Below are 23,867 nucleotides of genomic sequence, written 5' to 3'. Positions count from 1 at the left end.
ACTGCAAAAACAACGTTTTTTAAAAAGGAGGACCTTAAAATGAATGTCTTAGTCGTAAGTGACAGTCATGGACTATCAAAAGAACTTAAGGAAATCCAGGAGTTACACAAAAATCAGGTAGATGTGATGATTCATTGTGGTGATTCAGAGTTGGAATCAGACCATGAACATCTTCGTCATTTCCATAATGTACAGGGCAACATGGATCTTGGTCATGATGATTTTCCAAACGAGATACTCGTGGAGGAACAGGGATTCCGACTCTTTGTCACACATGGTCATCTGTACAATGTCAAAATGTCGTATATGAATCTGGCTTATAAGGCAGAGGAATATGACGCAGACCTTGCTTTCTTCGGTCATTCCCATGTGGCAGAATCATTTGAGAAGAATGGCACCGTCTTCGTCAATCCCGGCAGCATCCGTTTACCTCGTGGTCGAAGGGAAAAGACGTATGCGATTTGTGAATGCAAAGATCGAAGTCATATCAAAGTTCGTTTCTTTGAATTCAATGGAAATGAGTTGACCGAACTCTCAAAAGAGTATCATTTATAAATGGATTGGGCCCCCCACGACCCTAAAAAAGTCTTTGACATTTTGGTTGATATGCGATATATTAATTATTGTCGCTGATTGATGCGCGGGTGTAGTTTAGTGGTAAAACAAGAGCCTTCCAAGCTCTGGTCGTGGGTTCGATTCCCATCACCCGCTCCATTTATACAACTAGATCAAGTCCTTTTTTATTTGAAACAAGTTTTATATCTTATTATTAAGTCCCAGTAGCTCAGCAACGAGCGAAGCATCGAGTATTCACAACGAGTTGTCCCGACGGATAGACTACAAATGAGATACTTGTAGAGGAAGGGACAGGATTTGAATTTAGTTTTATATCTTTTATTAAGTCCCAGTAGCTCAGCAGGATAGAGCAACAGCCTTCTAAGCTGTCGGTCGGGCGTTCGAATCGCTCCTGGGACGCCATCTCATACATATTGACGCTTTCTTCTTCATAGAAAAGAAGGGAAGCGTTTTTTTGTACGACATTTTATATGTAAAGACACATGGTAATACTAGGGGAAAGGTTACATTTGTTTTTACAAGATTAAACTGCTAAACTTGCTTTAAGCGATTGAAAAGCGGGGAGATTGAATTGGAAAAACACCGTAAAGGGCCGCGTGACAGCAAAATCGTTTACTTCCCAAACCTTACTGCTAAGCTTGTGAATAAAGGAATGTCAGCCCTTAAACAAAAAAAGTTCAAAGAATCGCTGGATTACTTCCAGCAATTGATTGAGATGGAACCTGATCATCCGCAAGGAAACATAGGTGTTGTCTTAAGTTTGGTCGAATTAGGTCATTTGCAAGAGGCCAAGATCAAGTGTGATGAGATATTGAAAAAGGATATCGGGGAATATTACGATGTTCTACAAATATACATATCGATTCTGATCCAACTTGCAGATTATGAAGAAGTGGTCGACATATTGGAAGCAGTCATACAGGAGAATAGCTTGCCACCTCAAATGGCTGAAAACTTCTACCAATTACTCTATTTCAGTAGAAAAATGGCTGAAGAGGATTCCAATAACGATGAGACATATGAGAGCATGCCGAAGTCCATTTCCCAAAACGAGTTGGAGCGACTGGCAGAGCAGCTGAAGTCCGAGGATTCCAAACAACAATGGCAAGCCGTCCAGTCCATTGAGGATCCAAACCACCCGACCATACGAACAGAATTGAAGAAATACCTTACATATCCTGATGCAAATCCTTCATTGAAAACGATCGTCTTACAGATGTTGAAGGATGGCGAAGCAAATGAAACGGTCCACATACATAAATTCGGAAAAACAATGGATGTTAAACCGAGTGAACTTCATGACATACCGGACGGACAATTTTACCGTCTAGTCAAAAAGATCATCGTTCACGAATTAGAACAGAACAATCCTACGTTAATGGAGATGGCTGTACAAATTTGGGACCATTACTTATTTATGATCTACCCATTCCAACCCGAGCCTTTGAACGAACAACTATGGGCAGTTGGTGTGTTGGAAGTTGCACATCGAATGAATGGCATCGAGTTTGATAGTGATGAGCTACAGGTAGCCTTTTCTTTGAAAGAAGCATCTGTTGAACAAGTGGTTGAAAAAATCCTTGAAATAGAGCGTATTTCGATGAAAGACATCGGATTACCCGATGATCAGCCGAATAGTTGAAAACCAGTGTTCATGTGTTATAATGTAGTGGTTGTAAACTCATTTGAACGTTAATGAAGTTTTAAGAAGATAAATGTTGGAGGGAAATTTAGTCATGAGTGCAAAATGGGAAAAACAAGAAGGCAACCAAGGTGTATTAACCATTGATGTTGATGCAGAACGTGTCAACGAAGCTTTAGACCAAGCATTCAAAAAGGTCGTTAAGAAAGTGAACGTACCTGGATTCCGTAAAGGTAAGGTACCTCGTTCTATGTTCGAAAAGCGTTTCGGTGTAGAAGCTCTTTACCAAGATGCATTGGATATCCTACTTCCAAGCGCTTATAGTCAAGCAATTGAAGAAACAGGAATCGAGCCTGTTGATCAACCAGACGTTGACATCGAGCAAATGGAAAAAGGCAAGAACTTGATCTTCAAAGCGACTGTAACGGTAAAACCGGAAGTCAAGCTTGGAGACTACAAAGGTCTTGAAGTAGAAAAGCAAGACACTGAAGTGACTGACGAAGATGTTCAAAACGAATTGACTGAAATGCAAAAGAAACACGCTGAACTTTCAGTTAAAGAAGAAGGTAAAGTAGAAAGTGGTGACACGGTTGTCATCGACTTTGCTGGATATGTTGATGGAGAAGCATTCGAAGGCGGAACTGCTGAGAACTACTCTCTAGAAATCGGTTCTGGTTCATTCATCCCTGGATTCGAAGAGCAGATTGAAGGGGAAGAAGCAGGAGCAGAAAAAGACGTTGTTGTAACGTTCCCTGAAGAGTATCATGCAGAAGAGCTTGCAGGTAAAGAAGCTACTTTCAAAGTGAAAATCCACGAAATCAAGCAACTTGAGCTTCCTGAGCTTGACGATGAGTTTGCAAAGGATGCAAATGAAGAAGTTGAAACGCTTGATGAGTTGAAGACAAAGATCAAAAATCGTCTTCAAGAGGAAAAATCAACTCAAGCTGAGAACGAAATGAAAGATCAACTCGTTCAAAAAGCAACTGAAAACGCAGAAATCGATGTGCCAGAAGCGATGGTAACGAGCGAATTGGATCGTATGATGAAAGAATTCGACCAACGTCTTCAAATGCAAGGTATGAACCTTGACATGTACTATCAATTCTCTGGAACTTCAGAAGATCAATTGAAAGAGCAAATGAAAGAAGACGCTGAAAAGCGTGTTCGTACAAACTTGACTCTTGAAGCGATTGCTGAAACAGAGAACATCGAAGTGAGCGACGAAGAAGTTGAAGAAGAAATCACAAAGATGGCTGAAATGTACCAAATGGAAACTGACAAAATGAAACAGATGCTTGCAATGCAAGGCGGACCTGACCTATTGAAAGGTGACTTGAAGGTACGTAAAGCAATTGATTTTCTTGTAGAGAACAGCAAGACTGTTGCATAAGATATAAGAAAGATTGATTACAGAACAAGGCGCGATTATTCGTGCCTTGTTTTGTAACAAATAACCAAAAAAATAAATATTTTGGTTTAGAGGAATCGCATTAAGGAAATATGACTATACTGATACATATCACCAGCAAACTTTTGACATACTAAAAGCTTTATTGTTTTTGTTTTACGTTTCTTCGTGATAAAATCGTATACATAAAATAGTTTCATCAAAAGAACGTTTTGTTACTCAACACATATTGGAAATGTTTCAATGTGTAAAAAACACATGATGACAAATAACTAAAAGTAACAATTCATCCAAACCATTCTTAGGGGTGATTAGATGTTTAAATTTAACGAAGAAAAAGGACAATTGAAGTGTTCTTTTTGTGGTAAAACACAAGACCAAGTACGTAAACTGGTTGCAGGACCAGGTGTCTATATCTGTGATGAATGTATCGAACTTTGTACAGAAATCGTAGAAGAAGAGCTCGGCACTGAAGAAGATGTGGAGTTCAAGGATGTACCGAAGCCGCAAGAAATCCGACAAATCCTTGACGATTATGTCATCGGTCAGGATCAAGCGAAGAAATCTCTTTCAGTAGCCGTTTATAACCACTATAAGCGTATCAATGCTTCTAAGAAAGCGGATGACGTTGAGCTTGCAAAGAGTAACATCGCCATGATCGGACCTACTGGTAGCGGTAAGACGTTACTCGCACAAACTCTTGCGCGTATCTTGAATGTTCCGTTCGCGATTGCGGATGCTACATCTCTTACTGAAGCGGGTTATGTTGGTGAAGATGTCGAGAACATCCTACTTAAGTTGATCCAATCTGCAGACTACGATGTGGAAAAAGCAGAGCGTGGAATCATCTACATTGATGAAATCGATAAGATTGCCCGTAAATCCGAGAACCCATCTATTACACGCGACGTATCTGGTGAAGGTGTCCAGCAGGCGTTACTGAAGATCTTGGAAGGAACAGTCGCAAGCGTTCCTCCACAAGGTGGACGTAAGCATCCTCATCAAGAATTCATCCAGATCGATACGACGAACATCTTGTTCATCTGTGGTGGTGCTTTCGATGGCATCGAACAGATCGTAAAACGCCGTCTTGGTAAGAAGGTCATCGGATTCGGTACGGAAACTTCTGAAAAAGCAGACTTGAAAACAGGCGAATACCTATCTAAAGTATTGCCTGAAGACTTGCTCCGTTTCGGATTGATTCCAGAATTCATCGGTCGTCTTCCAGTAACAGCAAGCTTGACTCCACTGGATGAGGAAGCACTTGTTGAAATCTTGACGAAGCCGAAGAACGCTCTTGTCAAACAATACAAAAAGCTCTTGCAGCTTGACGATGTAGAACTTGAATTCACAGAAGATGCACTTCGTGAGATCTCGAAGCAAGCGATCGAGCGTAAAACAGGTGCACGTGGATTGCGTTCGATCATTGAAGGCATCATGCTTGATGTCATGTTCGATCTGCCTTCACGTGAAGAAATCAGCAAATGTGTCATCACGGCAGAAACGGTTGCTGATAAAGTCGCACCACAACTTGTTCTTGAAGATGGAACAGTGGTGGAAGGTAAGAAGGAAACACCAAAAGAAAGTGCATGATCATTGTATGCTAAAAGCATCCCCAACATGGGGATGCTTTTTTTTACGTATAAGTAGGTATTCATCCCTATCAATGGAAAAAATCCTGTCGATAGTAATGAATAGCTCCTTCTGTCCCAACTTCATCTGACTCTTTGCCAAATCTGAACGTTTAGTCCGCCCCATGCTCGGAGATACTAGTGGATAATCAACATACATACAGGAGGGGAAAGCATGAGTTGGACAGGAATCGCGTTAATCATCCAACTATTCTTTGGTGTCATCATCGGGCTATACTTTTGGAACTTATTGAGGAACCAGCGAACACAGAAAGTCTCTATAGATAAAGAATCCCGTAAAGAAATGGATCAGTTGAGAAAGCTCAGGAGCATTTCGCTTAGTGAGCCTTTATCGGAAAAAGTACGGCCATCCCGCTTCGATGAAATCATCGGTCAAGCCGAAGGGATCCGTGCACTCCAAGCAGCGTTATGCGGACCTAACCCGCAGCACGTCATCGTGTATGGACCTCCAGGGGTAGGGAAGACTGCTGCTGCTCGTATCGTCCTGGAAGAAGCGAAGAAAAACAAACGCTCACCATTCCGCCCTACTGCTGTATTCGTTGAACTCGACGCAACAACTGCTCGATTCGACGAACGTGGTATCGCAGATCCACTCATTGGCTCGGTCCATGACCCGATCTATCAAGGAGCCGGAGCGATGGGACAAGCGGGAATCCCTCAACCGAAACAAGGTGCAGTAACGAATGCCCATGGCGGCGTCCTTTTCATTGACGAAATCGGGGAACTGCATCCGATTCAAATGAACAAGCTTCTCAAAGTACTTGAGGACCGGAAAGTGTTCTTGGAGAGTGCTTATTATAGTGAGGAAAACAATCAGATCCCTCAACACATCCATGATATATTCCAAAATGGACTGCCGGCGGATTTCCGTCTGATTGGTGCGACGACTCGGACACCAGATGAGATTCCTCCTGCAATCCGTTCTCGCTGTCTGGAGATCTTTTTCAAAGAACTCTCGTCTAATGATATCGTTCGAATTGCCAAGCGTGCAGTAGAAAAAATCAGTTTTACAATAGAAGAGGATGCATTAGAACTCTTATCCCGATATGCTCGAAATGGTCGTGAAGCGGTTAATAGCGTGCAGATTGCGGCTGGATTAGCCATTACAGAAGATCGGAACAACCTGACGAAAGAGGACATCGAATGGGTGCTCCATTCCAGCCAGCTTTCACCGAAAATGGAATCGAAAATCCATACCGTTCCACGTGTCGGATATATCAATGGTCTAGCTGTTTACGGACCAAATACTGGGGCGCTTCTTGAGCTTGAAGCGACCGTCATCCCGTCTAAAGAAAAAGGATCGATCATGATTACGGGAATCGTAGAGGAAGAGAGCATCGGCAGCCAATCGAAATCGATCCGCAGGAAAAGTCTTGCGAAGAGCTCAGTAGAAAACGTGCTCACTGTGCTAAGAAGAATGGGCGTGCCAGCGAACAACTACGATATCCACATCAATTTCCCAGGTGGTGCGCCAGTTGACGGACCATCTGCAGGTATCGCGATTGCGACTGCGATCTACTCAGCTATCAAAGGGATAGCAGTGGATAATACAATTGCAATGACTGGAGAAATCAGCATCCACGGAAAAGTGAAGCCGGTCGGCGGTGTCTTCGCGAAGGTATCTGCTGCAAGCCAAGCTGGCGTCAAAACGGTTTTCGTACCGAAAGAAAATCAGCAATCGATTCTGAAAGAAATCCAGGGGATAGAAATCAAGTACGTCGAACACCTCGAAGAAGTCCTGGAACAAGTGTTCAAAGGTCAGTATCACAAAGAAAGAGTGGAAGAAATTTCAGCACAGGAGTCCTCACCGAAGGTTGTCTGAGGTGAGGGCTTTTTTTGTCGATAGGTCCAGAAGGTATTGTACATAATAAATGTGTGTGAGTTTATGTGTACGATTCTAGTGGTAAAGAAGGTTGTGTCTCATTAGACAAACCAATGAATTACGGGTAAAATTGATAAGATGAAATACCTATAATCACATACATAATCGAAGCCGGTTTATAGGGTGATTGAAATAGAATTTGGAGGTGTGTTTCTATGGCTCAAACTAGAGAAATCCCATTGTTGCCACTCAGAGGCCTGCTTGTCTATCCAAGCATGGTCCTCCATCTGGATGTAGGTCGGAAGAAATCTGTCCAGGCATTGGAAAAGGTGATGATGGAAGATCAACAGATTTTTTTATCCACTCAAAAAGAAGTGGCCATAGAAGAACCAACGGAAGATGAAATTTATCATATGGGGACGCTTGTAAAGGTCAATCAGATGCTGAAGCTTCCAAACGGAACCATCCGAGTGCTTGTTGAAGGTCTTCAACGTGGAAAAATCCATCAGTTCAATGAGCAGGAAGAATATATGGCAGTTAATGTAGAACTGATTGAAGAACGACAGGAAGCGGATTCCGAAGAAATGGCATTGATGCGAATGCTGCTTCAATATTTCGAACAGTACATAAACCTTTCGAAAAAAGTGACGGCCGAAACGCTCGCATCCGTACAAGATATTGAAGAGCCGGGCAGACTTGCTGATGTCGTATCCTCTCATCTGCCGCTTAAAATCAAGCAGAAGCAAGAAATTCTAGAAACGTTAGAAATCAAAGAACGATTGAATAAAATCATCAAGATCTTGAATAACGAAAAAGAAGTACTCGGACTGGAGAAAAAAATCGGTCAACGTGTCAAGAAATCAATGGAAAAGACACAGAAAGAGTACTATCTACGTGAGCAGATGAAAGCGATCCAAAAAGAGCTCGGCGACAAAGAAGGGAAAGCCGGAGAGGTAACCTCTCTGAAAGAAAAGATCGAAGACTCCCAAATGCCTGAAAACGTGAAGGAAACGGCGTTGAAGGAACTGGACCGCTATGAAAAGATGCCTCAAACCTCTGCGGAAAGTTCTGTGATCCGAAACTATATCGATTGGTTGCTGACGATTCCTTGGGTGGAACAAACAGAAGATAATCTGGACATCCATCATGCAGAAACCATTTTAAATGAAGATCACTACGGGTTGGAAAAAGTCAAAGAGCGTGTTCTTGAATATTTGGCTGTGCAACAGCTGACGGATTCATTGAAGGGACCGATTCTTTGTCTAGTAGGTCCTCCTGGAGTCGGAAAGACGTCCCTTGCACGATCGATTGCTCGTACGTTAGGACGTAAGTTTGTCCGTATTTCACTAGGTGGAGTGCGGGACGAAGCAGAAATCAGAGGTCACCGCAGAACGTATGTCGGTGCAATGCCTGGGCGCCTCATCCAGGGGATGAAAAAAGCAGGTTACGTCAATCCAGTATTCCTTCTGGATGAAATCGATAAAATGTCCAATGACTTCCGTGGCGATCCATCCTCTGCATTACTGGAAGTGCTTGACCCTGAACAAAATAATACGTTCAGTGATCATTTCATTGAAGAGCCTTATGACCTATCGAAAGTACTTTTCGTCACGACTGCGAACAACATCTCAACAATTCCAGGTCCATTGCTCGATCGTATGGAATTGATCCAGATTGCAGGATATACCGAAGTCGAAAAGCTTCATATCGCCAAACAGTACCTCGTTCCGAAACAAACAGAAGCACACGGTTTGACGAAAGGGAAGGTACAAATTCGCGATGAAGCGATTCTGGAAGTCGTTCGCCGTTATACACGTGAAGCAGGTGTCCGTAACTTGGAGCGGCAAGTTGCTTCCCTTTGCAGGAAAGCAGCGAAGCAGATCGTGTCGGGTGATAAGAAACGCGTCATCATTACCGAAAAAAATATTGAAGACTATCTTGGAAAAGCGAAATTCCGGTACGGTCAAGCAGAAGTAGAAGACCAGATCGGGGCAGCAACCGGTCTCGCTTATACGACAGCAGGTGGAGACACACTGTCGATTGAGGTTTCCGTCTCATCTGGAAAAGGTAAACTCACCCTGACTGGTAAGCTGGGAGATGTGATGAAGGAATCTGCTCAAGCAGCCTTCAGTTATATCCGTTCAAGAGCGGAGGAACTGAACATCGATCCAGAATTCTCTGAGAAGAATGATATCCACATACACGTACCAGAGGGTGCTACACCGAAAGACGGACCATCTGCAGGTATAACGATGGCGACTGCGCTTATTTCGGCTCTAACGAACCGTCCTGTACGAAAAGAAGTCGGAATGACCGGTGAAATCACACTCCGAGGTCGAGTGTTGCCGATCGGTGGCCTGAAGGAAAAGACATTGAGTGCCCACAGGGCAGGTCTAGAAAAAATCATTTATCCTGAAGAGAATAAGAAAGACTTGGACGATATTCCGGATAGTGTGAAGAAGGATCTAACCTTCGTACCTGTCTCACATTTGGATCAAGTATTAAAAGAAGCATTGATAGGGGAAAAAGAATGAAAATCAATACAGCTGAGCTCATCATCAGCGCAGTAAAAAAAGAACAATATCCAAACGACCAGAAGCCAGAGATTGCACTGGCAGGACGATCGAATGTAGGGAAATCATCCTTCATCAACAAGATGATCAACCGCAAAAGCCTTGCGAGAACGTCTCAGAAACCAGGTAAGACCCAGACCCTCAACTTTTACTTGTTGAATGACATCATGTACTTTGTGGATGTTCCGGGTTATGGTTTTGCAAAAGTATCGAAAAAAGAACGTGATGCTTGGGGACGTATGATTGAACAGTATCTGATGGAGAGTGAAGATTTGAAGGCAGTCGTACTGTTGGTCGATATCCGTCATGCACCATCAAAGGACGATCAGCTGATGAACGACTGGCTGAGACATTTCGATATCCCGGTCATCGTCGTTGCCACAAAAGCGGATAAGGTTCCAAAAGGGAAACATCAACAGCATGTCAAAAAAATCAAAGAAACGCTACAGTTGGATAAAGACGATCCGATTCTAGTTTTCTCATCTGAAACTTCTTATGGGAAAGAAAAAGTATGGTCTACCATTGAAAGCTATTTGAGGTCTTAATAGGAAGGCCATTCTTATACATCATTCGACCTATTTGAAGGGTCTGAACCTCCTTGTTTTTAAAAAACAGGGAGGTTTTTTTGTTTTTATGTAGAAGGTAGTGTTATGGATACTTCCAGTAAAATGGGATTTACCGTAGTTAAGAAATATGGGAAATGTACAGAGGTAAAGAGAATAAAGGTGTATGTAGCCTTAGAATAGGGTATACATACATGGTGGTAATTGTCGGAAGATTCACCATTTTAAGGGGCGTTCCTTAGTATCACTGTATGTTTCTCGCGGTGGATGTATCCAAAAAATCAGTAGAAAGAGGGTCAAAACAGAATGAAAAAATTAAGTCTATGGGCAACATTGTTATTAGCATTCTCATTGCTTCTGGCTGCATGTGGCGGATCGGAAGGAGATAATGCAGGGGGAAGCGAGGGAGGCAGTGACTACGAACTCGCTGAAGATGGTAAATTCACTTTCGCATCATCCGGGGAATTTGCTCCGTTCAGTACAACCAATGCAGAAGGTGAAATGTCCGGTTTTGATATCGATGTCGCGCAAGCTGTTGCGGAAGAACTCGGATTAGAGCCGAATCAACAGAAATTCAAATTCGCAAGTATCGTCGAAGGTGTCAAGACGGGACGATTCGATGCTGCGGTAGCGAGTCATACGATAACGGATGAACGTAAGCAAGCCGTTGACTTTTCTACACCTTACTACTATTCTGGACCGCAAATTTTCACAAGACCAGATAGTGATATTGAAGGGAAAGCGGACTTAGAAGGTAAAGAGATTGCTGTTTCCAAAGGTTCGACATATGCAAAAACAGCTGAAGAATTGACAGACAATATCAAGATTTATGACAGTGACGTTACTGCTCTAGAAGCACTAAGTAATGGGAAGCATGATGCTGTCATTACCGATTTCGTAACCGGTAAGGAAGCGATGGGTAATGGATTTGATATTGTTGCAAAAGAATTACTTGGTAGAAGTGAGCAAGCGATCGCAGTTGCGAAAGAAAATGACAAACTATTAGAAGACATCAACGCAGCACTAGAAAAACTACGTGAAAATGGAACACTGGAGGAATTGAGTAAGAAGTACTTCGGTGAAGACATCACAACAGATCCAGAAGAAAGTAAGTAATCTATCTGTTTCCATTCAAGAATGTGCGCAAAAGAGTTTGCGCACATTCGTTTCTTAATAAGATCTTTAGCTTACTAACTTTGAATTCGCAACTTAACCAGATGCTGAAGGAGAGGATACACTTTGCCAAGTTTTTCACACTTTTTCCAAACATTCATTGAGAGCTATCCTGTATTCTTCAAAGGGATGCTCTTAACGTTACAAGTTACGGCCGTTTCGATCTTAATCGCAATTTTTATCGGATTATTTTTTGCACTATTGAAGATTTCAAAGGTAAAAGTACTTGAAGTCATTGCAAACATCTACATTTATATTGTTCGTGGTACGCCATTGATCGTTCAAATCTTCATCTTCTATTTCGGATTATCCGAGATGAACATTTCAGGCTTTTGGTCTGCAACACTCGCATTAGCTTTCCATAACGGGGCATACATTGCGGAAATCTTTCGTGGGACGATCCAATCAATTGATAAGGGTCAAATGGAGGCTGGTCGTTCACTCGGGATGACCTCAGCTTTGACGATGAGAAGAATCATTCTGCCTCAAGCATTCCGTCGAGCATTGCCACCACTAGGCAACCAATTCATCATCGGTCTGAAAGACTCCTCATTGGCTGCTTTCATTGGAATGTACGAGCTTTTCAATGTGGCGACAACAGCAGGTTCCAACAACTTTGACTCCATGACATATCTCTTGATCGTTGCAGTTTACTATCTCATTCTCGTATTCTTACTGACAGCAGTCGTAAGTGTCATGGAAAACAAGCTATCAGCAAGCGATTAAAGGAGTGAATGGATTTGAGCGAAAAACGAGAAATGATCAAAATCGAGAAGCTAAATAAAAAATTCGGCGATTTACATGTATTGAAGGACGTTGATATGGTTGTCAAAGAGAATGATGTGGTCGTCCTGATCGGAGCCAGTGGTTCCGGTAAAAGTACGTTATTAAGGTGCCTCAACTTCTTGGAAATCAAAAATGATGGAAAAATTATCATCGAAGAAAAGGAAATCGATCCGAAGAGCGATAATCTGAACAAAGTTCGAGAAAGGGTCGGAATGGTATTCCAGCACTTCAATCTGTTCCCCCATAAAACGGTATTGGAGAATGTCATCGAAGCACCTACTATGGTCAAAGGGATGAATAAAGCCAAAGCCATTCAAGAAGGAAAAGAATTGTTGGATAAGGTCGGTCTTGCAGATAAAGCGAATGTATATCCGTCCAAGCTGTCGGGTGGTCAAAAGCAGCGTGTTGCGATTGCAAGAGCTTTAGCGATGAAACCGGATATCATGCTCTTTGATGAACCGACCTCTGCATTGGACCCCGAGCTGGTCGGTGAGGTTCTCTCTACGATGAAGCAACTGGCCAAGGAAGGTATGACCATGGTCGTTGTAACCCACGAGATGGGCTTTGCGAAGGAAGTCGCAGATTGGGTGTTTTATATGCATGACGGCAGAATCGTAGAAGTCGGTCATCCACAAGAATTGTTCAACGATCCGAAAGAAAAGAGAACACAAGATTTCCTTAGTTCTATACTATAAGTAAAAAACGAGCTCATCCTATCGGGATTGAGCTCGTTTTTTTATCAAATTGCCAGGAGGATTCTCTTTAGTGGGGTGACTTGCTCGATTTCGCGTTTTCACCCAACCAAAATGCCTCTTTAGTGGGGTGACTTGCTCGATTTCACGTTTTCACCCAACCAAAACGCCTCTCTGGTGTGGTGACTTGAGCAATTTCGAGTTTTCACCCAACCAGAAGCACTGCTTAAGCAAGAATCAACCTTCCCTTATTTCTTCTTCATCAGGTACCCGCCTACTAGGATCAAGATGACTGGCCAGAACCTCTCTGTATAGGCGACGATTTCTCCTAGGATACCTGTGGCGTTTGCAGCGAATAAGCTGAGGAGCGCAAGAATTGTCAAGGCAGCTCCTAGCCATATGCCGCTCTGTTTCGTCTTATTATATTGCAGGATGAAGCCGATTCCGATACTTAACAAATAGATGACCCAAATCGCTGGCCAGTTATTTACTGTACCACTTGCGTAGTAATGGACCGCAATCCCACAAATGACAACCCCTGAAAAAAGAGCATACGGTTCTTTTCTTTGTAGCAGAAAGCCGATCCCGATGATCAGCAGGAATGCCGGCAGTGGGTCCATCTCTCCTATGAAAGGAACTGCCCATTGTTTAGATAAGAAATACAGACCGATACCCGCAATCAGGGTACCTGGAAAAACACCTTGTTTCATGATTTCCTCCTCTAGTCATTGGTTTCTCTTATGCTGGATTTTTGCGAAAAAGAACGAAATTTGGTACATTATAGTTGGATAGAGGCTTGATAGAGTCAGGTATCATATTTATTTTCAGCATTTTCGGGAATACTGAAATCATGTGCTAGAATTATCTTATCATAAGACTTTCAAACACTGTTCACATTTCTTACGTTCATGGATTCATTGTCCATGTTATAATGGCTTGTGGAACAGGAAGACATTGTTCATGATTGAGCAATGCTGATACATAATACTAACAGGGGGTGAAGAACGATGCACATTTTAAAAGTAGGATTGAACCATAAGACTGCCCCGGTCGAAATCCGTGAAAAAGTTTCCTTTCAACCTGATGAATTGGAAAGTGCATTGATTCAATTACGACAAACCAAAAGTATACTTGAGTGTGTGATCGTGTCGACGTGTAACCGTACAGAGGTTTATGCAGTCGCAGATCAGCTGCACACGGGTCGCTATTATATAAAAGCATTCTTAGCAGAGTGGTTCGCATTAGATAAGGATCTTTTGACCCCGTATCTGATGATCCATGAGCGAGAAGATGCAATTGAACACCTTTTCAAGGTGGTATGTGGTCTAGACTCCATGGTACTTGGAGAAACTCAAATCTTGGGACAAGTACGTTCCAGTTTCTTTACTGCACAACAAAATGGTACGACAGGTACTGTTTTCAATGAGTTGTTCAAAAAAGCGATTACCCTAGCAAAACGTGCTCATTCTGAAACGGATATCGGTGAAAATGCTGTTTCTGTGAGCTATGCAGCTGTTGAACTTGCGAAAAAGATCTTCGGCGGACTAGAACGCAAAAACGTACTCATCATCGGTGCTGGTAAAATGGGCGAGTTGACAGCGAAGCATCTATCGAGCAATGGAGCAGAAGAAATCAGGGTATTGAACAGAACCTATTCAAAGGCTCAAGAACTGGCAACACGATTCAATGGACAAGCTTCTACGATGGATCAATTGGAAGAGTCCTTGTTGAAAGCCGATATCGTAATCAGTTCCACTGGGTCGACTGAATATGTCTTGAATAAAGCGAAAGTGGCTCCGATTCTGAAAAAGCGGAAAGGGAAGCCGCTCTTCATGGTTGATATCGCTGTACCACGTGATTTATCACCAGACTTACAAGACCTTGAGAACCTATTCTTATATGACATTGATGATCTGGAAGGCATTGTTGAAGCCAACTTAGCTGAGCGTCAGCAAGAAGCGGCAAAGATCAAAGTGATTATTGAAGAAGAGCTATTAGCATTCTTGAACTGGATCAATACACTCGGTGTTGTGCCACTTATTACGGCCCTACGTCAAAAAGCCCTCATGATCCAGGGGGAAACGATGAAAAGCATCGAGCGTAAAATGCCTGACTTGACCGACCGTGAACGGAAGGTCCTTAGCAAGCATACGAAGAGCATTGTCAATCAGCTCCTTCGCGATCCGATCACCCGTGTGAAAGAGCTTGCTGCTGAACCGAATGCACAAGAGAATTTGGATCTCTTCACACAATTATTCGGGATTGAAGAGGAGTTAGAGAACGTATTGAAAGAGGAGCGCCTTGCTCGCGAACAAAGTGTGTCGGAGAAACAGACAGAAAAGAGTCTATCAACCACAACAAATCCGGCAACGAACTAGTCTTGCTCCCCGGAGAGGAGTTGCAGCGTGAGTAGTATTAGGTGGATCTATGATCTTACAATCATTTTATATGCTTTGAGCGTATTAGGATATTTCGTAGATTTCTTACAAAACAACCGGAAGGCGAACCGTATTGCCTTCTGGTTGCTTTCTATTGTCTGGGTTTTACAACTCGTTGTTATGATTTTCAGAGTCATTGAAACGAATCGCTTTCCGATCTTGACCCCGAATGAAGGCTTGTTCTTCTACGCCTGGGTCATCGTGACACTTTCACTATTGATCAACTGGTTTTTCCGAGTTGACTTTTTTGTGTTTTTCACGAACATCATCGGGTTCATATTGATGGCAGTCAGTTGGTTTGCGCCGAACAATTACGTTTCACCCGCATTTTCAGACCAATTGATCAACGAACTGGCCATCATCCATATTACGATGGCATTCATCGCATATGGTGCTTTTACGGTATCGAGCATCCTCTCGGTTATGTACCTGACCCAGTATAATATGCTTAAAGAAAAGAAAGTCGGAAAACGATTGTGGCGCTTTGAGAGTCTCGGTCGTTTGGAAAGTCTTTCTTATCTGCTGAATGTTGTAGGGGTGCCCATCCTATTCCTAAGTTTGATACTTGGTCTGATTTACGGATATAAAATGAATTTGGCACCTACCATCTTTTACGATGCCAAAGTGATCAGTTCATTCATCGTTTTGATTGTTTACGGTTTTTATCTATACTTGAAAGTAGTGCAAGGTACTTATGGAAGACAGTTGGCTTATTGGAACGTAGCAGGGCTGCTTGTCATCTTGATCAATTATTTCCTGGCGGCTACATTGACTGAATTCCATCTCTGGTACTAAGGAAATTTTAACTATAAATTATGAAATGTTTGGAGGCCAATTATGCGTAAGATCGTCGTCGGTTCTCGAAGAAGTAAGCTTGCTATGACCCAAACCCGTTGGGTGATCGATCAGTTGAAAAAAGCAGGTGCACCCTTCGAGTTCGAAATCAAAGAGATCGTGACGAAAGGGGACCAGATTTTGAACGTGACCCTTTCTAAAGTTGGAGGGAAAGGACTGTTTGTAAAAGAAATCGAACAAGCTATGATGGATAAAGAAATCGATTTTGCCGTTCATAGCATGAAAGACATGCCTTCTGTCCTGCCCGAAGGTTTAGAGCTTGCGTGTACGCCACCTCGTGAAGACTACCGGGACGCACTCATCTCTAATGATCACCTGACATTTGAGGAGCTTCCTGAAGGTGCCATCGTAGGAACGAGCAGTCTAAGACGTGGAGCTCAAATGCTGGCGAAACGTCCGGACCTCGAAATCAAGTGGATCCGCGGAAATATCGACACGAGAATCAAGAAGCTGGAAACAGAAGATTACGATGCGATTGTCCTGGCAGCCGCTGGTCTGAAACGCATGGGTTGGTCTGATGATATCGTCACTCAATATCTTGAGAAAGATGTGTGCATCCCTGCAGTCGGACAAGGTTCACTCGCAATCGAATGCCGTGAAGGGGACCAAGATCTGAAGACATGGCTAGAAAAGATCAACTGTCCAGAAACATTTGACACTGTAAAAGCAGAACGTGCTTTCCTCAGAACACTTGAAGGCGGATGCCAGGTGCCGATCGGTGGTCTTGCTGAACTGGATTCAAAATCAGAAAGAATCACACTGACTGGATTCGTTTCCACACCAGATGGGAAAACGATCATTAAAGATACGATTGAGGGGACGAACCCTGAAGAAATCGGAATTGAATTAGCAGAGAGACTCGGAGATCGAGGAGCGAAAACGATATTGGATCGGGTAAAAGAGGAGCTTGATCAATGATGAAACGGGAGAAGCCGCTGTCAGGTCAAAAAATCTTAATAACTAGATCTGAAGAACAGGCGCTTCCTTTTGTCCGATCAATCGAGAAGAAAGGAGGGGAAGCATTAGTCATTCCCCTCCTTTCTTTTCAATCTCCAAATGATCCGAAAATGATCAAACAAGCCGTACAAAAGCTTCACAGCTATCAGTGGGTCATCTTTACCAGTCAAAATGCAGTCCGGTTTTTCATGGAAAGCCTCGAGGAAGCGGGACAACCGATTGAGCGTTTACATACATGCAAAGTGGCTGCGATCGGAAAGAAGACACTGGAACGATTAGAGGCTTACGGGGTAAACGTCGACTTTTATCCTTCAGAATTCGTTGCTGAGCAATTTGCGAAGGAGTTCATCGAGTGGATCCAACCTGGTGAAAAAATCTTGCTTCCCCATGGCAACTTAGCGCGGACCACGATTCGAGATGAGTTATTAGAGAATGGCTATGAAGTGGATGCAGTCATCACCTATGAAACAGTGGCTGATACTTATCGTAAGGCTGAGCTGAGGGAAGCAATAACGAACGCTTCTGTTGATATCGTTACATTTACAAGTTCGTCGACGGTCCACTTTTTCTTCGAACTATTAGGTGACGGTACGGCACTTGAAGGTTGCTTGACTGCTTGCATCGGTCCAATAACCGCAGAAACATTAGAGCAATATGCAATAACCCCAGATATCATTGCTGAAGAATATACCATAGACGGCCTAGTCCAATCGATTGAGTCATTTTTATTAAAGGAGGAAACACTGTGAACAACGGATTTCAACGTCATCGTAGACTTAGAAGATCAGAAAGCATGCGTGCACTCGTGAGGGAAACCGTCCTTCGAAAAGAGGATCTGATTTATCCTTTATTTATCGTAGAAGGTGAAAATGTGAAACAAGAAGTAGGTTCCATGCCAGGTGTTCATCACTATTCATTGGACCGACTTCATGAAGAGTTGGATGAGATTGTCGGACTTGGCATCCAGTCCATTATCGTATTCGGAGTACCCCAACATAAAGATGAAAAGGGTTCTTCCGCCTATGCCGACGATGGAATAGTTCAGAAGTCGATTACTTATGTGAAAGAAAACTACCCTCAGTTGACGGTCATCGCAGACACATGTTTGTGCCAGTACACGGACCACGGTCATTGCGGTGTCATTCATAATGGAGATGTATTGAATGATGAATCACTAGCTCTACTTGCCGAGACGGCTGTTTCCCAGGCGAAAGCAGGCGCTGATATCATCGCTCCATCCAACATGATGGATGGATTCGTTGCGGCGATCCGTGCGGGTCTTGATGAAGCGGGTTACCACGACGTACCGATCATGTCTTATGCGGTCAAGTATGCTTCATCCTTTTATGGACCGTTCCGCGACGCAGCTCATAGTACGCCTCAATTCGGAGACCGCAGAACGTATCAGATGGATCCGTCCAACCGAATGGAAGCCATTCGTGAGGCGCAATCCGATTATGAAGAGGGAGCAGACTTCCTCATGGTGAAACCGGCTTTAGCGTATTTGGATATCATGCGCGAATTGAAGGACCGTTTTCCACTACCGCTTGTCGCTTATAATGTAAGTGGAGAATACGCCATGATCAAAGCTGTTGCCATGAATGGATGGGTGGACGAACAAGCCATCGTCATGGAAAAGTTGACGAGTATGAAGCGAGCAGGAGCCGACCTGATCATTACTTACTTTGCAAAAGATGCAGCACGATATATAGACAAAAACTAATCCGTATTGAAAGGGTGTTATGATGAATAACCGATCGTTTGAAAAATCGAAGGAAGCATTCTCGAAAGCTACGCCATTGATGCCAGGAGGTGTGAACAGCCCCGTTCGTGCATTCAAATCGGTTGAAATGGATCCGATATACATGAAACGAGGAAAAGGCTCGAAGATTTATGACCTGGATGATAACGAGTATATCGATTATGTATTGAGCTGGGGTCCATTGATTCTTGGTCATGCGGATGATCAAGTGGTTGAAGAACTGAAGAAAATGACAGAGCTTGGTACAAGTTTCGGAGCACCTCATGAAATGGAAACCAAACTAGCTGAGCTCGTCATCGAACGTGTACCTTCCATTGATATCGTCCGAATGGTCAACTCGGGTACAGAAGCGACGATGAGCACATTACGTTTAGCTCGTGGTTATACCGGACGAAATAAGATCCTTAAATTCGAAGGTTGTTATCACGGCCACGGTGATTCGTTATTGATCAAAGCTGGTTCAGGAGTGGCTACTCTTGGTCTACCTGACAGCCCTGGTGTACCTGAATCGATCGCACGAAACACCATCACGGTCCCATATAACGACGAAGAAAGCGTCCGTTATGCTTTCGAACAATATGGGGATGATATTGCGGGCGTCATCGTTGAGCCTGTTGCAGGTAACATGGGCGTCGTACCGCCACATGATGGGTTCCTAGAATTCTTACGTGAGATCACAACAGATCACGGCTCTCTCCTGATCTTTGATGAGGTCATGACCGGTTTCCGTGTCGGTTACCGTTGTGCGCAAGGGCATTACGATGTCACTCCTGACTTGACATGCCTTGGTAAGGTCATCGGTGGTGGACTTCCTGTCGGTGCTTATGGCGGTAAAAAAGAAATCATGGACCAGGTGGCACCAAGTGGACCGATTTATCAAGCCGGTACATTATCAGGGAATCCATTGGCGATGACCGCTGGTTATGAAACATTAAATCAATTGACCGAAGAGTCCTATGAGGAGTTCAATCGAAAAGCGGAACGATTGGCAAATGGGCTTTCTGAAGCTGCGACGAAATATGGAATCCCACATCACATCAATCGTGCAGGATCGATGGTAGGATTCTTCTTCACAGATCAGGAAGTGACCAACTACGAGACTGCAAGCTCTTCTAACTTAGTAGCCTTTACGACGTATTTCAAAGCGATGATCGACCAGGGTATTTCCATTCCACCATCCCAATATGAAGGACTGTTCCTGTCGACGAAACATACGGATGAAGATATTGAAAAGACCATCGAAGCAAGTCACCATGCCTTCAAAGCAGTGGCAGACATGCTTCAGAAATAATGTTGGAAGGAGTTTGGCATAAGCCAAGCTCCTTTTTTGGTATAAAATCCTCGCTCATACATACACCTGTATTGTACAGGAATAATTGTGTTGAGAGGGGGAGTTTGCTTTGACAGAGCGCAATCAGTCCAAGTTGCAATTTTCAATAGAGGAATCGGTTTGGCTGAATAAGGGACAGGAGGTAGAGGAACTTTACAATATTGCTCTCGACCCTGATGTGACGATTGAAGAAATGGATGATCAAATTTGCATCAGAGGATATTTATGTTTGACCGGAGAGTATCGTTGTAAAGATGAAGAGTCGCAAGAAGACCAACAATCTGTTAATCCATTGAGCTATCGATCTTTTTCTCAGCTTGAGGATACGACGGAAGAAACCGTCAATCTGGAACATCGTTTCCCAGTCGACATTACGCTACCGAAAAGTCGGGTGCGGAATGCAAATGACTTGTATGTTGGGGTCGATCACTTCGATTATGATATCCCTACGCCGTCTTGTATTGAAGTATCAGCATCCATCTGTATTACAGGCGTTTATGAGAAACAAGCAGAGGAAGCGCAATATGAACCTGAACAAACGTTTGATCAACATGCGTATCAGACTCAGCAACAGGAAGAGGTATACGAACAGGAAGACGAAACACAGTACGATTTTTCAGAGGAAGAAGCTTCTAATCCTTTCCCTATACTAGAATTCGAATCTCGTCGATCACCACAAAAATATGACCATGATGAGATGGACGCGGCTGAATATCAAGCACCTAGAACGCAGCCACAGGTCGGTTTTTCAAGTAGAGTGGATCAGGATGACAATCAACAAGAGTATTCTTTGAATTACATGAGGGGGGCTTCTTATCGCCCGGGTAGTCAACCGGAAGAAGTAGAAGCAGAAGAATACGCTTCTAATGAGGAATACGATTATCGTGAAGAGTATGAAGAAGAGTATGAGGAGGAGTATTCCTACGAGGAAGAGGCGGAATACGATTACGAATACGAAGAGGAGTATGAAGCGGAAGAAGCTCCTGCAGCCAACAAGCCTCCTAGAGAAGAGAATGCATTGTATCTGACTAAAATGGTGACGAGAGATGAAGAAGTCCTTACAAAAATGAAGATGTGCATCACACAGGCAGGGGATTCTTTGGATTCCATCGCAGGAAGGTATGACGTTCCGACCAGTCATCTCATGAGAGTCAACCAGCTAGAAAGTGAAGAAATTGAAGAAGGACAAATTTTGTATATACCCGTCTCGGCTCACCGTTAGGATGGTGTTGTCATGAGCATGGATATTTTAGAGCTCATTGAACAGAATTATTCCCTTAAACCGTTAAGGTGGAAACTGAAGAATGAAGTGCTCGAATCTGATTCGGGCACGAAGCGAATTCGGATCTGGTCAGATGAACAGTCGATGAATTGGCATTTTTCATGGAGGGAAAGACTTGAGAGCAATGAACTGTTGACCGATCGGATGCTTCGGACGAGAGATGGACATTGGTTTCTTCCGTATGAGCATCAATTTTTGACGCTTCATGATGAAAGATACGAGCCATACCCGAAGCATAACCATGAACAAGTATGGGGCATGCTTGCCGGAAAACTGTTGTCTTATGGCATCGAACAAGCGAAACAAGTACAGGAAGATTTCGAACATGAGACACGGGAGGAGCGGTTCCAATCCTTTGGTCTTCATAGGAGAGACCTCAATTTACCTATATTGAATAGAAGTCTTCCAGAGGCAAGGAGAAGGTTGGTCACATTTGAAACCATTCGGGATCGGTATAGACATTTGAAACTTCCTTTCCTTGATCCTTCCATCATGCCTCATCAAGCGAAACGAGTTCATGGCCGGTTATTCTGGCAAGGTGGTGATGGACCGCCTGATCAAAGTATGAAAGGAATCTGCACGTTATTATCGGAATGGAGAGTTGCAACCGATACACAGTCCCTGTATAAGCTATTAGATGCCATACACGATCACTTCCCTATCGAAGGCGGGTATGATCAATTGCTCGCTGCAGAACTCATCGCTCCGTATGAAGTCCAAAGGTGTGTCCGACGACTTGAATCAGGGGAAGCGAACTCAGCGAGCGCTACACTCGATTTGTTTGAGCGTGAGTGGGAATCCAATCGCGTATTGGTGGAAGAAGTTTGTTATTGGATTGATCATCGTTCAAAGAAGGTGGTCAGATGAAGGCAGCATCGATATCCATTGACGGGATGATCTTATATTATTACGATCTCTTTCCTGAGCGGGTTGAATCGTATGGGAAAGTCCAGAGGATTACATCGAAAAAAGGGACGTTTGCCCTGAAAGAGACCCACATGGGTCCTGAAGAAATGAACTGGTTCCTTCATTGCATGGAGCGGCTTCATGAATTGAAATACGATCACGTTGTACCGATCACCCCGACGAAGTATGGCGATCCATATGTCGTCGTCAACAACCGGTACTATTATGTGACAAAGTGGCATGAACACGACTCCCGTAATCAATTTGCATATGAGGACTTCATCATTGATGAGCTTGGAAAGCTACATGCCAATACGGTAAAAGCTCAGTCCTTTTCAGAAGAGGTCGTGAACGACTCTTATGCTGGTCTGTTGAGGCGCTTTGAGCATAGACAGCTCGAGATGGAGCGTTTTACAGAAGTAGCTGAAAGGCAGACATACATTTCGCCATTCGAATTACGATACCTGTCACAATTCCACAAGATGATGAGGATAGCTGAAGAAGCCAAACACAGGGTGACGGAATGGTACAACGGATGTGCGGAGCATCAACGCTACAGAAGTGTATTATGTCACGGTCGTCCTTTCAGAGGTCATGTCGTGCAAGATCAATTGGGTGAAGGAAACTTCATCAATTTTGAACGTGCCATACTCGATACACCTGTTCGTGATTTGGCCTACTTCTTCCGGACTGCAGCTCAATATCCAGAATGGAGTGAGCATAACGCCATGCAATGGCTCAACCGCTACGAAAGCCATTTGCCATTGCTCATGGAAGAGAAAGCGTTATTAGCAAGTTACTTGAAGTTCCCTGAACCGGTATTCTCTACAATACAACTGTATCAAGGGTCTCCTGATACGTCACAACTGGATCTTGTCCGCAAATTGGATCGTAAGCTCAATGTAATGAGAGCATTGGATCGGTTCACAGATCACTTTTTACAAGAAGCGATTCCGGAACAACAAGACTGACCGATAAGTGTCTGGCACTCTCCTTTAAACCCCAAGGTCTAATACGTTCATTCAAACACCTTGAGTGCCTGGCTCTTATTTGAGTCAGTTTTTTTGTTTTTGAAAAGGGAAATTAAGTAAATGGAATAAACGCTGAAGAAGTTACGTTGATCACCAGAACTCATAATAGATCGCCAAATGGAGACCGAGCAGAATCACCACAAGTGCAATGTCAAATGGAGATGGAAATAGGAGTGTGCGAATCGCTTGGAAAATCAACAAAGGAAAGACGAATTGTTCGCAAATGCTCCGGAATTGGCGTAAATGGTGTTGGAAACGGTATTTATCAAATCCCCGCCTTTTCCTCATACTCATTTTCCTCTCTATTAGTGTGATAGTATACGTTATGATAAACATGGGCGAGAGGTGCCCATTTTTGTTTAAAATGCAAAATATGTGGAAAGCCTATTGACTAGAAGAGATTTCAAAAGTAAACTATA

The 23,867-nt window shown here is 43.4% G+C and carries 21 protein-coding genes and 2 tRNA genes; 21 read left to right on the top strand and 2 right to left on the bottom strand.

All coding sequences use genetic code 11. From position 1 onward, the window contains the following. Window positions 1–39 precede the first annotated feature (39 nt). The 12 genes from ACSVDE_RS10895 to ACSVDE_RS10840 all read left to right on the top strand — a co-directional run bounded on the left by ACSVDE_RS10895 (window position 40) and on the right by ACSVDE_RS10840 (window position 12,890). The gene (locus ACSVDE_RS10895; RefSeq protein WP_439300916.1) at window positions 40–555 is read left to right on the top strand and encodes a metallophosphoesterase family protein; all 516 of its coding nucleotides are present in this window, start codon (window positions 40–42) and stop codon (window positions 553–555) included. An 85-nt stretch (window positions 556–640) separates the two neighbouring features. After that, window positions 641–714 (top strand) — tRNA-Gly (locus ACSVDE_RS10890). Between the two features lie 187 nt (window positions 715–901). After that, a tRNA-Arg gene (locus tag ACSVDE_RS10885) sits at window positions 902–978 on the top strand. Window positions 979–1,147: 169 nt separating this feature from the next. Next, window positions 1,148–2,218, top strand: a complete 1,071-nt coding sequence (locus ACSVDE_RS10880; RefSeq protein ID WP_439300915.1) for a hypothetical protein — start codon at window positions 1,148–1,150, stop codon at window positions 2,216–2,218. Between the two features lie 94 nt (window positions 2,219–2,312). Beyond that, window positions 2,313–3,608, top strand: a complete 1,296-nt coding sequence (gene tig, locus ACSVDE_RS10875) for a trigger factor (RefSeq protein WP_439300914.1) — start codon at window positions 2,313–2,315, stop codon at window positions 3,606–3,608. 333 nt (window positions 3,609–3,941) lie between these two features. After that, the gene (clpX, locus tag ACSVDE_RS10870) at window positions 3,942–5,219 is read left to right on the top strand and encodes an ATP-dependent protease ATP-binding subunit ClpX (protein WP_439300913.1); all 1,278 of its coding nucleotides are present in this window, start codon (window positions 3,942–3,944) and stop codon (window positions 5,217–5,219) included. Window positions 5,220–5,432: 213 nt separating this feature from the next. Then, on the top strand, window positions 5,433–7,100 hold the full coding sequence (gene lonB, locus ACSVDE_RS10865) for an ATP-dependent protease LonB (protein WP_439300912.1): 1,668 nt from the start codon (window positions 5,433–5,435) through the stop codon (window positions 7,098–7,100). 215 nt (window positions 7,101–7,315) lie between these two features. After that, the gene (gene lon / locus ACSVDE_RS10860; protein ID WP_439300911.1) at window positions 7,316–9,634 is read left to right on the top strand and encodes an endopeptidase La; all 2,319 of its coding nucleotides are present in this window, start codon (window positions 7,316–7,318) and stop codon (window positions 9,632–9,634) included. Beyond that, window positions 9,631–10,218: a ribosome biogenesis GTP-binding protein YihA/YsxC gene (gene yihA / locus ACSVDE_RS10855; RefSeq protein WP_439300910.1), complete on the top strand. Its 588-nt coding sequence runs from the start codon at window positions 9,631–9,633 to the stop codon at window positions 10,216–10,218. The genes lon and yihA overlap by 4 nt, the downstream gene beginning before the upstream one ends. Before the next feature lie 324 nt (window positions 10,219–10,542). After that, on the top strand, window positions 10,543–11,352 hold the full coding sequence (locus ACSVDE_RS10850; protein WP_439300909.1) for a transporter substrate-binding domain-containing protein: 810 nt from the start codon (window positions 10,543–10,545) through the stop codon (window positions 11,350–11,352). 123 nt (window positions 11,353–11,475) lie between these two features. Further along, the gene (locus tag ACSVDE_RS10845; RefSeq protein ID WP_439300908.1) at window positions 11,476–12,135 is read left to right on the top strand and encodes an amino acid ABC transporter permease; all 660 of its coding nucleotides are present in this window, start codon (window positions 11,476–11,478) and stop codon (window positions 12,133–12,135) included. Window positions 12,136–12,143: 8 nt separating this feature from the next. Next, the gene (locus tag ACSVDE_RS10840; protein WP_439300907.1) at window positions 12,144–12,890 is read left to right on the top strand and encodes an amino acid ABC transporter ATP-binding protein; all 747 of its coding nucleotides are present in this window, start codon (window positions 12,144–12,146) and stop codon (window positions 12,888–12,890) included. A gap of 245 nt (window positions 12,891–13,135) precedes the next feature. On the opposite strand, the gene ACSVDE_RS10835 is transcribed toward ACSVDE_RS10840, so the two are convergent. Beyond that, window positions 13,136–13,597, bottom strand: a complete 462-nt coding sequence (locus ACSVDE_RS10835) for a hypothetical protein (protein ID WP_439300906.1) — start codon at window positions 13,595–13,597, stop codon at window positions 13,136–13,138. Window positions 13,598–13,894: 297 nt separating this feature from the next. On the opposite strand from ACSVDE_RS10835, the gene hemA reads away from it, so the two are divergent. From hemA to ACSVDE_RS10790, 9 genes are all read left to right on the top strand, one after another. Next, complete coding sequence (gene hemA / locus ACSVDE_RS10830) at window positions 13,895–15,265, top strand: glutamyl-tRNA reductase (RefSeq protein WP_439300905.1); 1,371 nt, start codon at window positions 13,895–13,897, stop codon at window positions 15,263–15,265. A 27-nt stretch (window positions 15,266–15,292) separates the two neighbouring features. After that, window positions 15,293–16,120: a cytochrome C assembly family protein gene (locus tag ACSVDE_RS10825; protein ID WP_439300904.1), complete on the top strand. Its 828-nt coding sequence runs from the start codon at window positions 15,293–15,295 to the stop codon at window positions 16,118–16,120. A 42-nt stretch (window positions 16,121–16,162) separates the two neighbouring features. Then, the gene (hemC, locus tag ACSVDE_RS10820; protein WP_439300903.1) at window positions 16,163–17,098 is read left to right on the top strand and encodes a hydroxymethylbilane synthase; all 936 of its coding nucleotides are present in this window, start codon (window positions 16,163–16,165) and stop codon (window positions 17,096–17,098) included. Further along, window positions 17,095–17,886 (top strand): uroporphyrinogen-III synthase, encoded by a 792-nt coding sequence (locus ACSVDE_RS10815; RefSeq protein WP_439300902.1) that lies wholly within the window; start codon window positions 17,095–17,097, stop codon window positions 17,884–17,886. The genes hemC and ACSVDE_RS10815 overlap by 4 nt, the downstream gene beginning before the upstream one ends. After that, window positions 17,883–18,860: a porphobilinogen synthase gene (gene hemB, locus ACSVDE_RS10810; protein ID WP_439300901.1), complete on the top strand. Its 978-nt coding sequence runs from the start codon at window positions 17,883–17,885 to the stop codon at window positions 18,858–18,860. Before ACSVDE_RS10815 ends, hemB begins: the two co-directional genes overlap by 4 nt. A gap of 22 nt (window positions 18,861–18,882) precedes the next feature. Further along, window positions 18,883–20,190 carry a glutamate-1-semialdehyde 2,1-aminomutase gene (gene hemL, locus ACSVDE_RS10805; protein ID WP_439300900.1) on the top strand — a complete coding sequence of 436 codons (1,308 nt, stop codon included), beginning with the start codon at window positions 18,883–18,885 and terminating at the stop codon, window positions 20,188–20,190. Between the two features lie 109 nt (window positions 20,191–20,299). Beyond that, window positions 20,300–21,451, top strand: a complete 1,152-nt coding sequence (gene spoVID, locus ACSVDE_RS10800; protein WP_439300899.1) for a stage VI sporulation protein D — start codon at window positions 20,300–20,302, stop codon at window positions 21,449–21,451. 12 nt (window positions 21,452–21,463) lie between these two features. Continuing rightward, window positions 21,464–22,378 carry a hypothetical protein gene (locus tag ACSVDE_RS10795; protein ID WP_439300898.1) on the top strand — a complete coding sequence of 305 codons (915 nt, stop codon included), beginning with the start codon at window positions 21,464–21,466 and terminating at the stop codon, window positions 22,376–22,378. Then, window positions 22,375–23,388, top strand: a complete 1,014-nt coding sequence (locus ACSVDE_RS10790; protein WP_439300897.1) for a spore coat protein YsxE — start codon at window positions 22,375–22,377, stop codon at window positions 23,386–23,388. The genes ACSVDE_RS10795 and ACSVDE_RS10790 overlap by 4 nt, the downstream gene beginning before the upstream one ends. A 150-nt stretch (window positions 23,389–23,538) precedes the next feature. On the opposite strand, the gene ACSVDE_RS10785 is transcribed toward ACSVDE_RS10790, so the two are convergent. After that, on the bottom strand, window positions 23,539–23,736 hold the full coding sequence (locus ACSVDE_RS10785; protein ID WP_439300896.1) for a hypothetical protein: 198 nt from the start codon (window positions 23,734–23,736) through the stop codon (window positions 23,539–23,541). Between the last annotated feature and the right edge of the window lie 131 nt (window positions 23,737–23,867).

The organism is Pseudalkalibacillus sp. Hm43, assembly GCF_051842935.1.
GTDB lineage: Bacteria > Bacillota > Bacilli > Bacillales > Fictibacillaceae > Pseudalkalibacillus.
The sequence above is the reverse complement of the archived record's forward strand: the minus strand, read 5'-3'. Positions and strand labels throughout refer to the sequence as shown.

What these genes read in the sequence shown, in the direction of transcription:
- tig (WP_439300914.1), top strand. Translation starts at nt 2,313, where the DNA reads ATGAGTGCAAAATGGGAAAAACAAGAAGGCAACCAAGGTGTATTAACC.
- ACSVDE_RS10795 (WP_439300898.1), top strand. Translation starts at nt 21,464, where the DNA reads ATGAGCATGGATATTTTAGAGCTCATTGAACAGAATTATTCCCTTAAA.
- hemA (WP_439300905.1), top strand. Translation starts at nt 13,895, where the DNA reads ATGCACATTTTAAAAGTAGGATTGAACCATAAGACTGCCCCGGTCGAA.
- ACSVDE_RS10840 (WP_439300907.1), top strand. Translation starts at nt 12,144, where the DNA reads ATGGATTTGAGCGAAAAACGAGAAATGATCAAAATCGAGAAGCTAAAT.
- clpX (WP_439300913.1), top strand. Translation starts at nt 3,942, where the DNA reads ATGTTTAAATTTAACGAAGAAAAAGGACAATTGAAGTGTTCTTTTTGT.
- lonB (WP_439300912.1), top strand. Translation starts at nt 5,433, where the DNA reads ATGAGTTGGACAGGAATCGCGTTAATCATCCAACTATTCTTTGGTGTC.
- hemL (WP_439300900.1), top strand. Translation starts at nt 18,883, where the DNA reads ATGAATAACCGATCGTTTGAAAAATCGAAGGAAGCATTCTCGAAAGCT.
- yihA (WP_439300910.1), top strand. Translation starts at nt 9,631, where the DNA reads ATGAAAATCAATACAGCTGAGCTCATCATCAGCGCAGTAAAAAAAGAA.
- ACSVDE_RS10790 (WP_439300897.1), top strand. Translation starts at nt 22,375, where the DNA reads ATGAAGGCAGCATCGATATCCATTGACGGGATGATCTTATATTATTAC.
- ACSVDE_RS10815 (WP_439300902.1), top strand. Translation starts at nt 17,095, where the DNA reads ATGATGAAACGGGAGAAGCCGCTGTCAGGTCAAAAAATCTTAATAACT.
- ACSVDE_RS10850 (WP_439300909.1), top strand. Translation starts at nt 10,543, where the DNA reads ATGAAAAAATTAAGTCTATGGGCAACATTGTTATTAGCATTCTCATTG.
- ACSVDE_RS10785 (WP_439300896.1), bottom strand. Translation starts at nt 23,736, where the DNA reads ATGAGGAAAAGGCGGGGATTTGATAAATACCGTTTCCAACACCATTTA.
- ACSVDE_RS10835 (WP_439300906.1), bottom strand. Translation starts at nt 13,597, where the DNA reads ATGAAACAAGGTGTTTTTCCAGGTACCCTGATTGCGGGTATCGGTCTG.
- ACSVDE_RS10895 (WP_439300916.1), top strand. Translation starts at nt 40, where the DNA reads ATGAATGTCTTAGTCGTAAGTGACAGTCATGGACTATCAAAAGAACTT.
- hemC (WP_439300903.1), top strand. Translation starts at nt 16,163, where the DNA reads ATGCGTAAGATCGTCGTCGGTTCTCGAAGAAGTAAGCTTGCTATGACC.
- lon (WP_439300911.1), top strand. Translation starts at nt 7,316, where the DNA reads ATGGCTCAAACTAGAGAAATCCCATTGTTGCCACTCAGAGGCCTGCTT.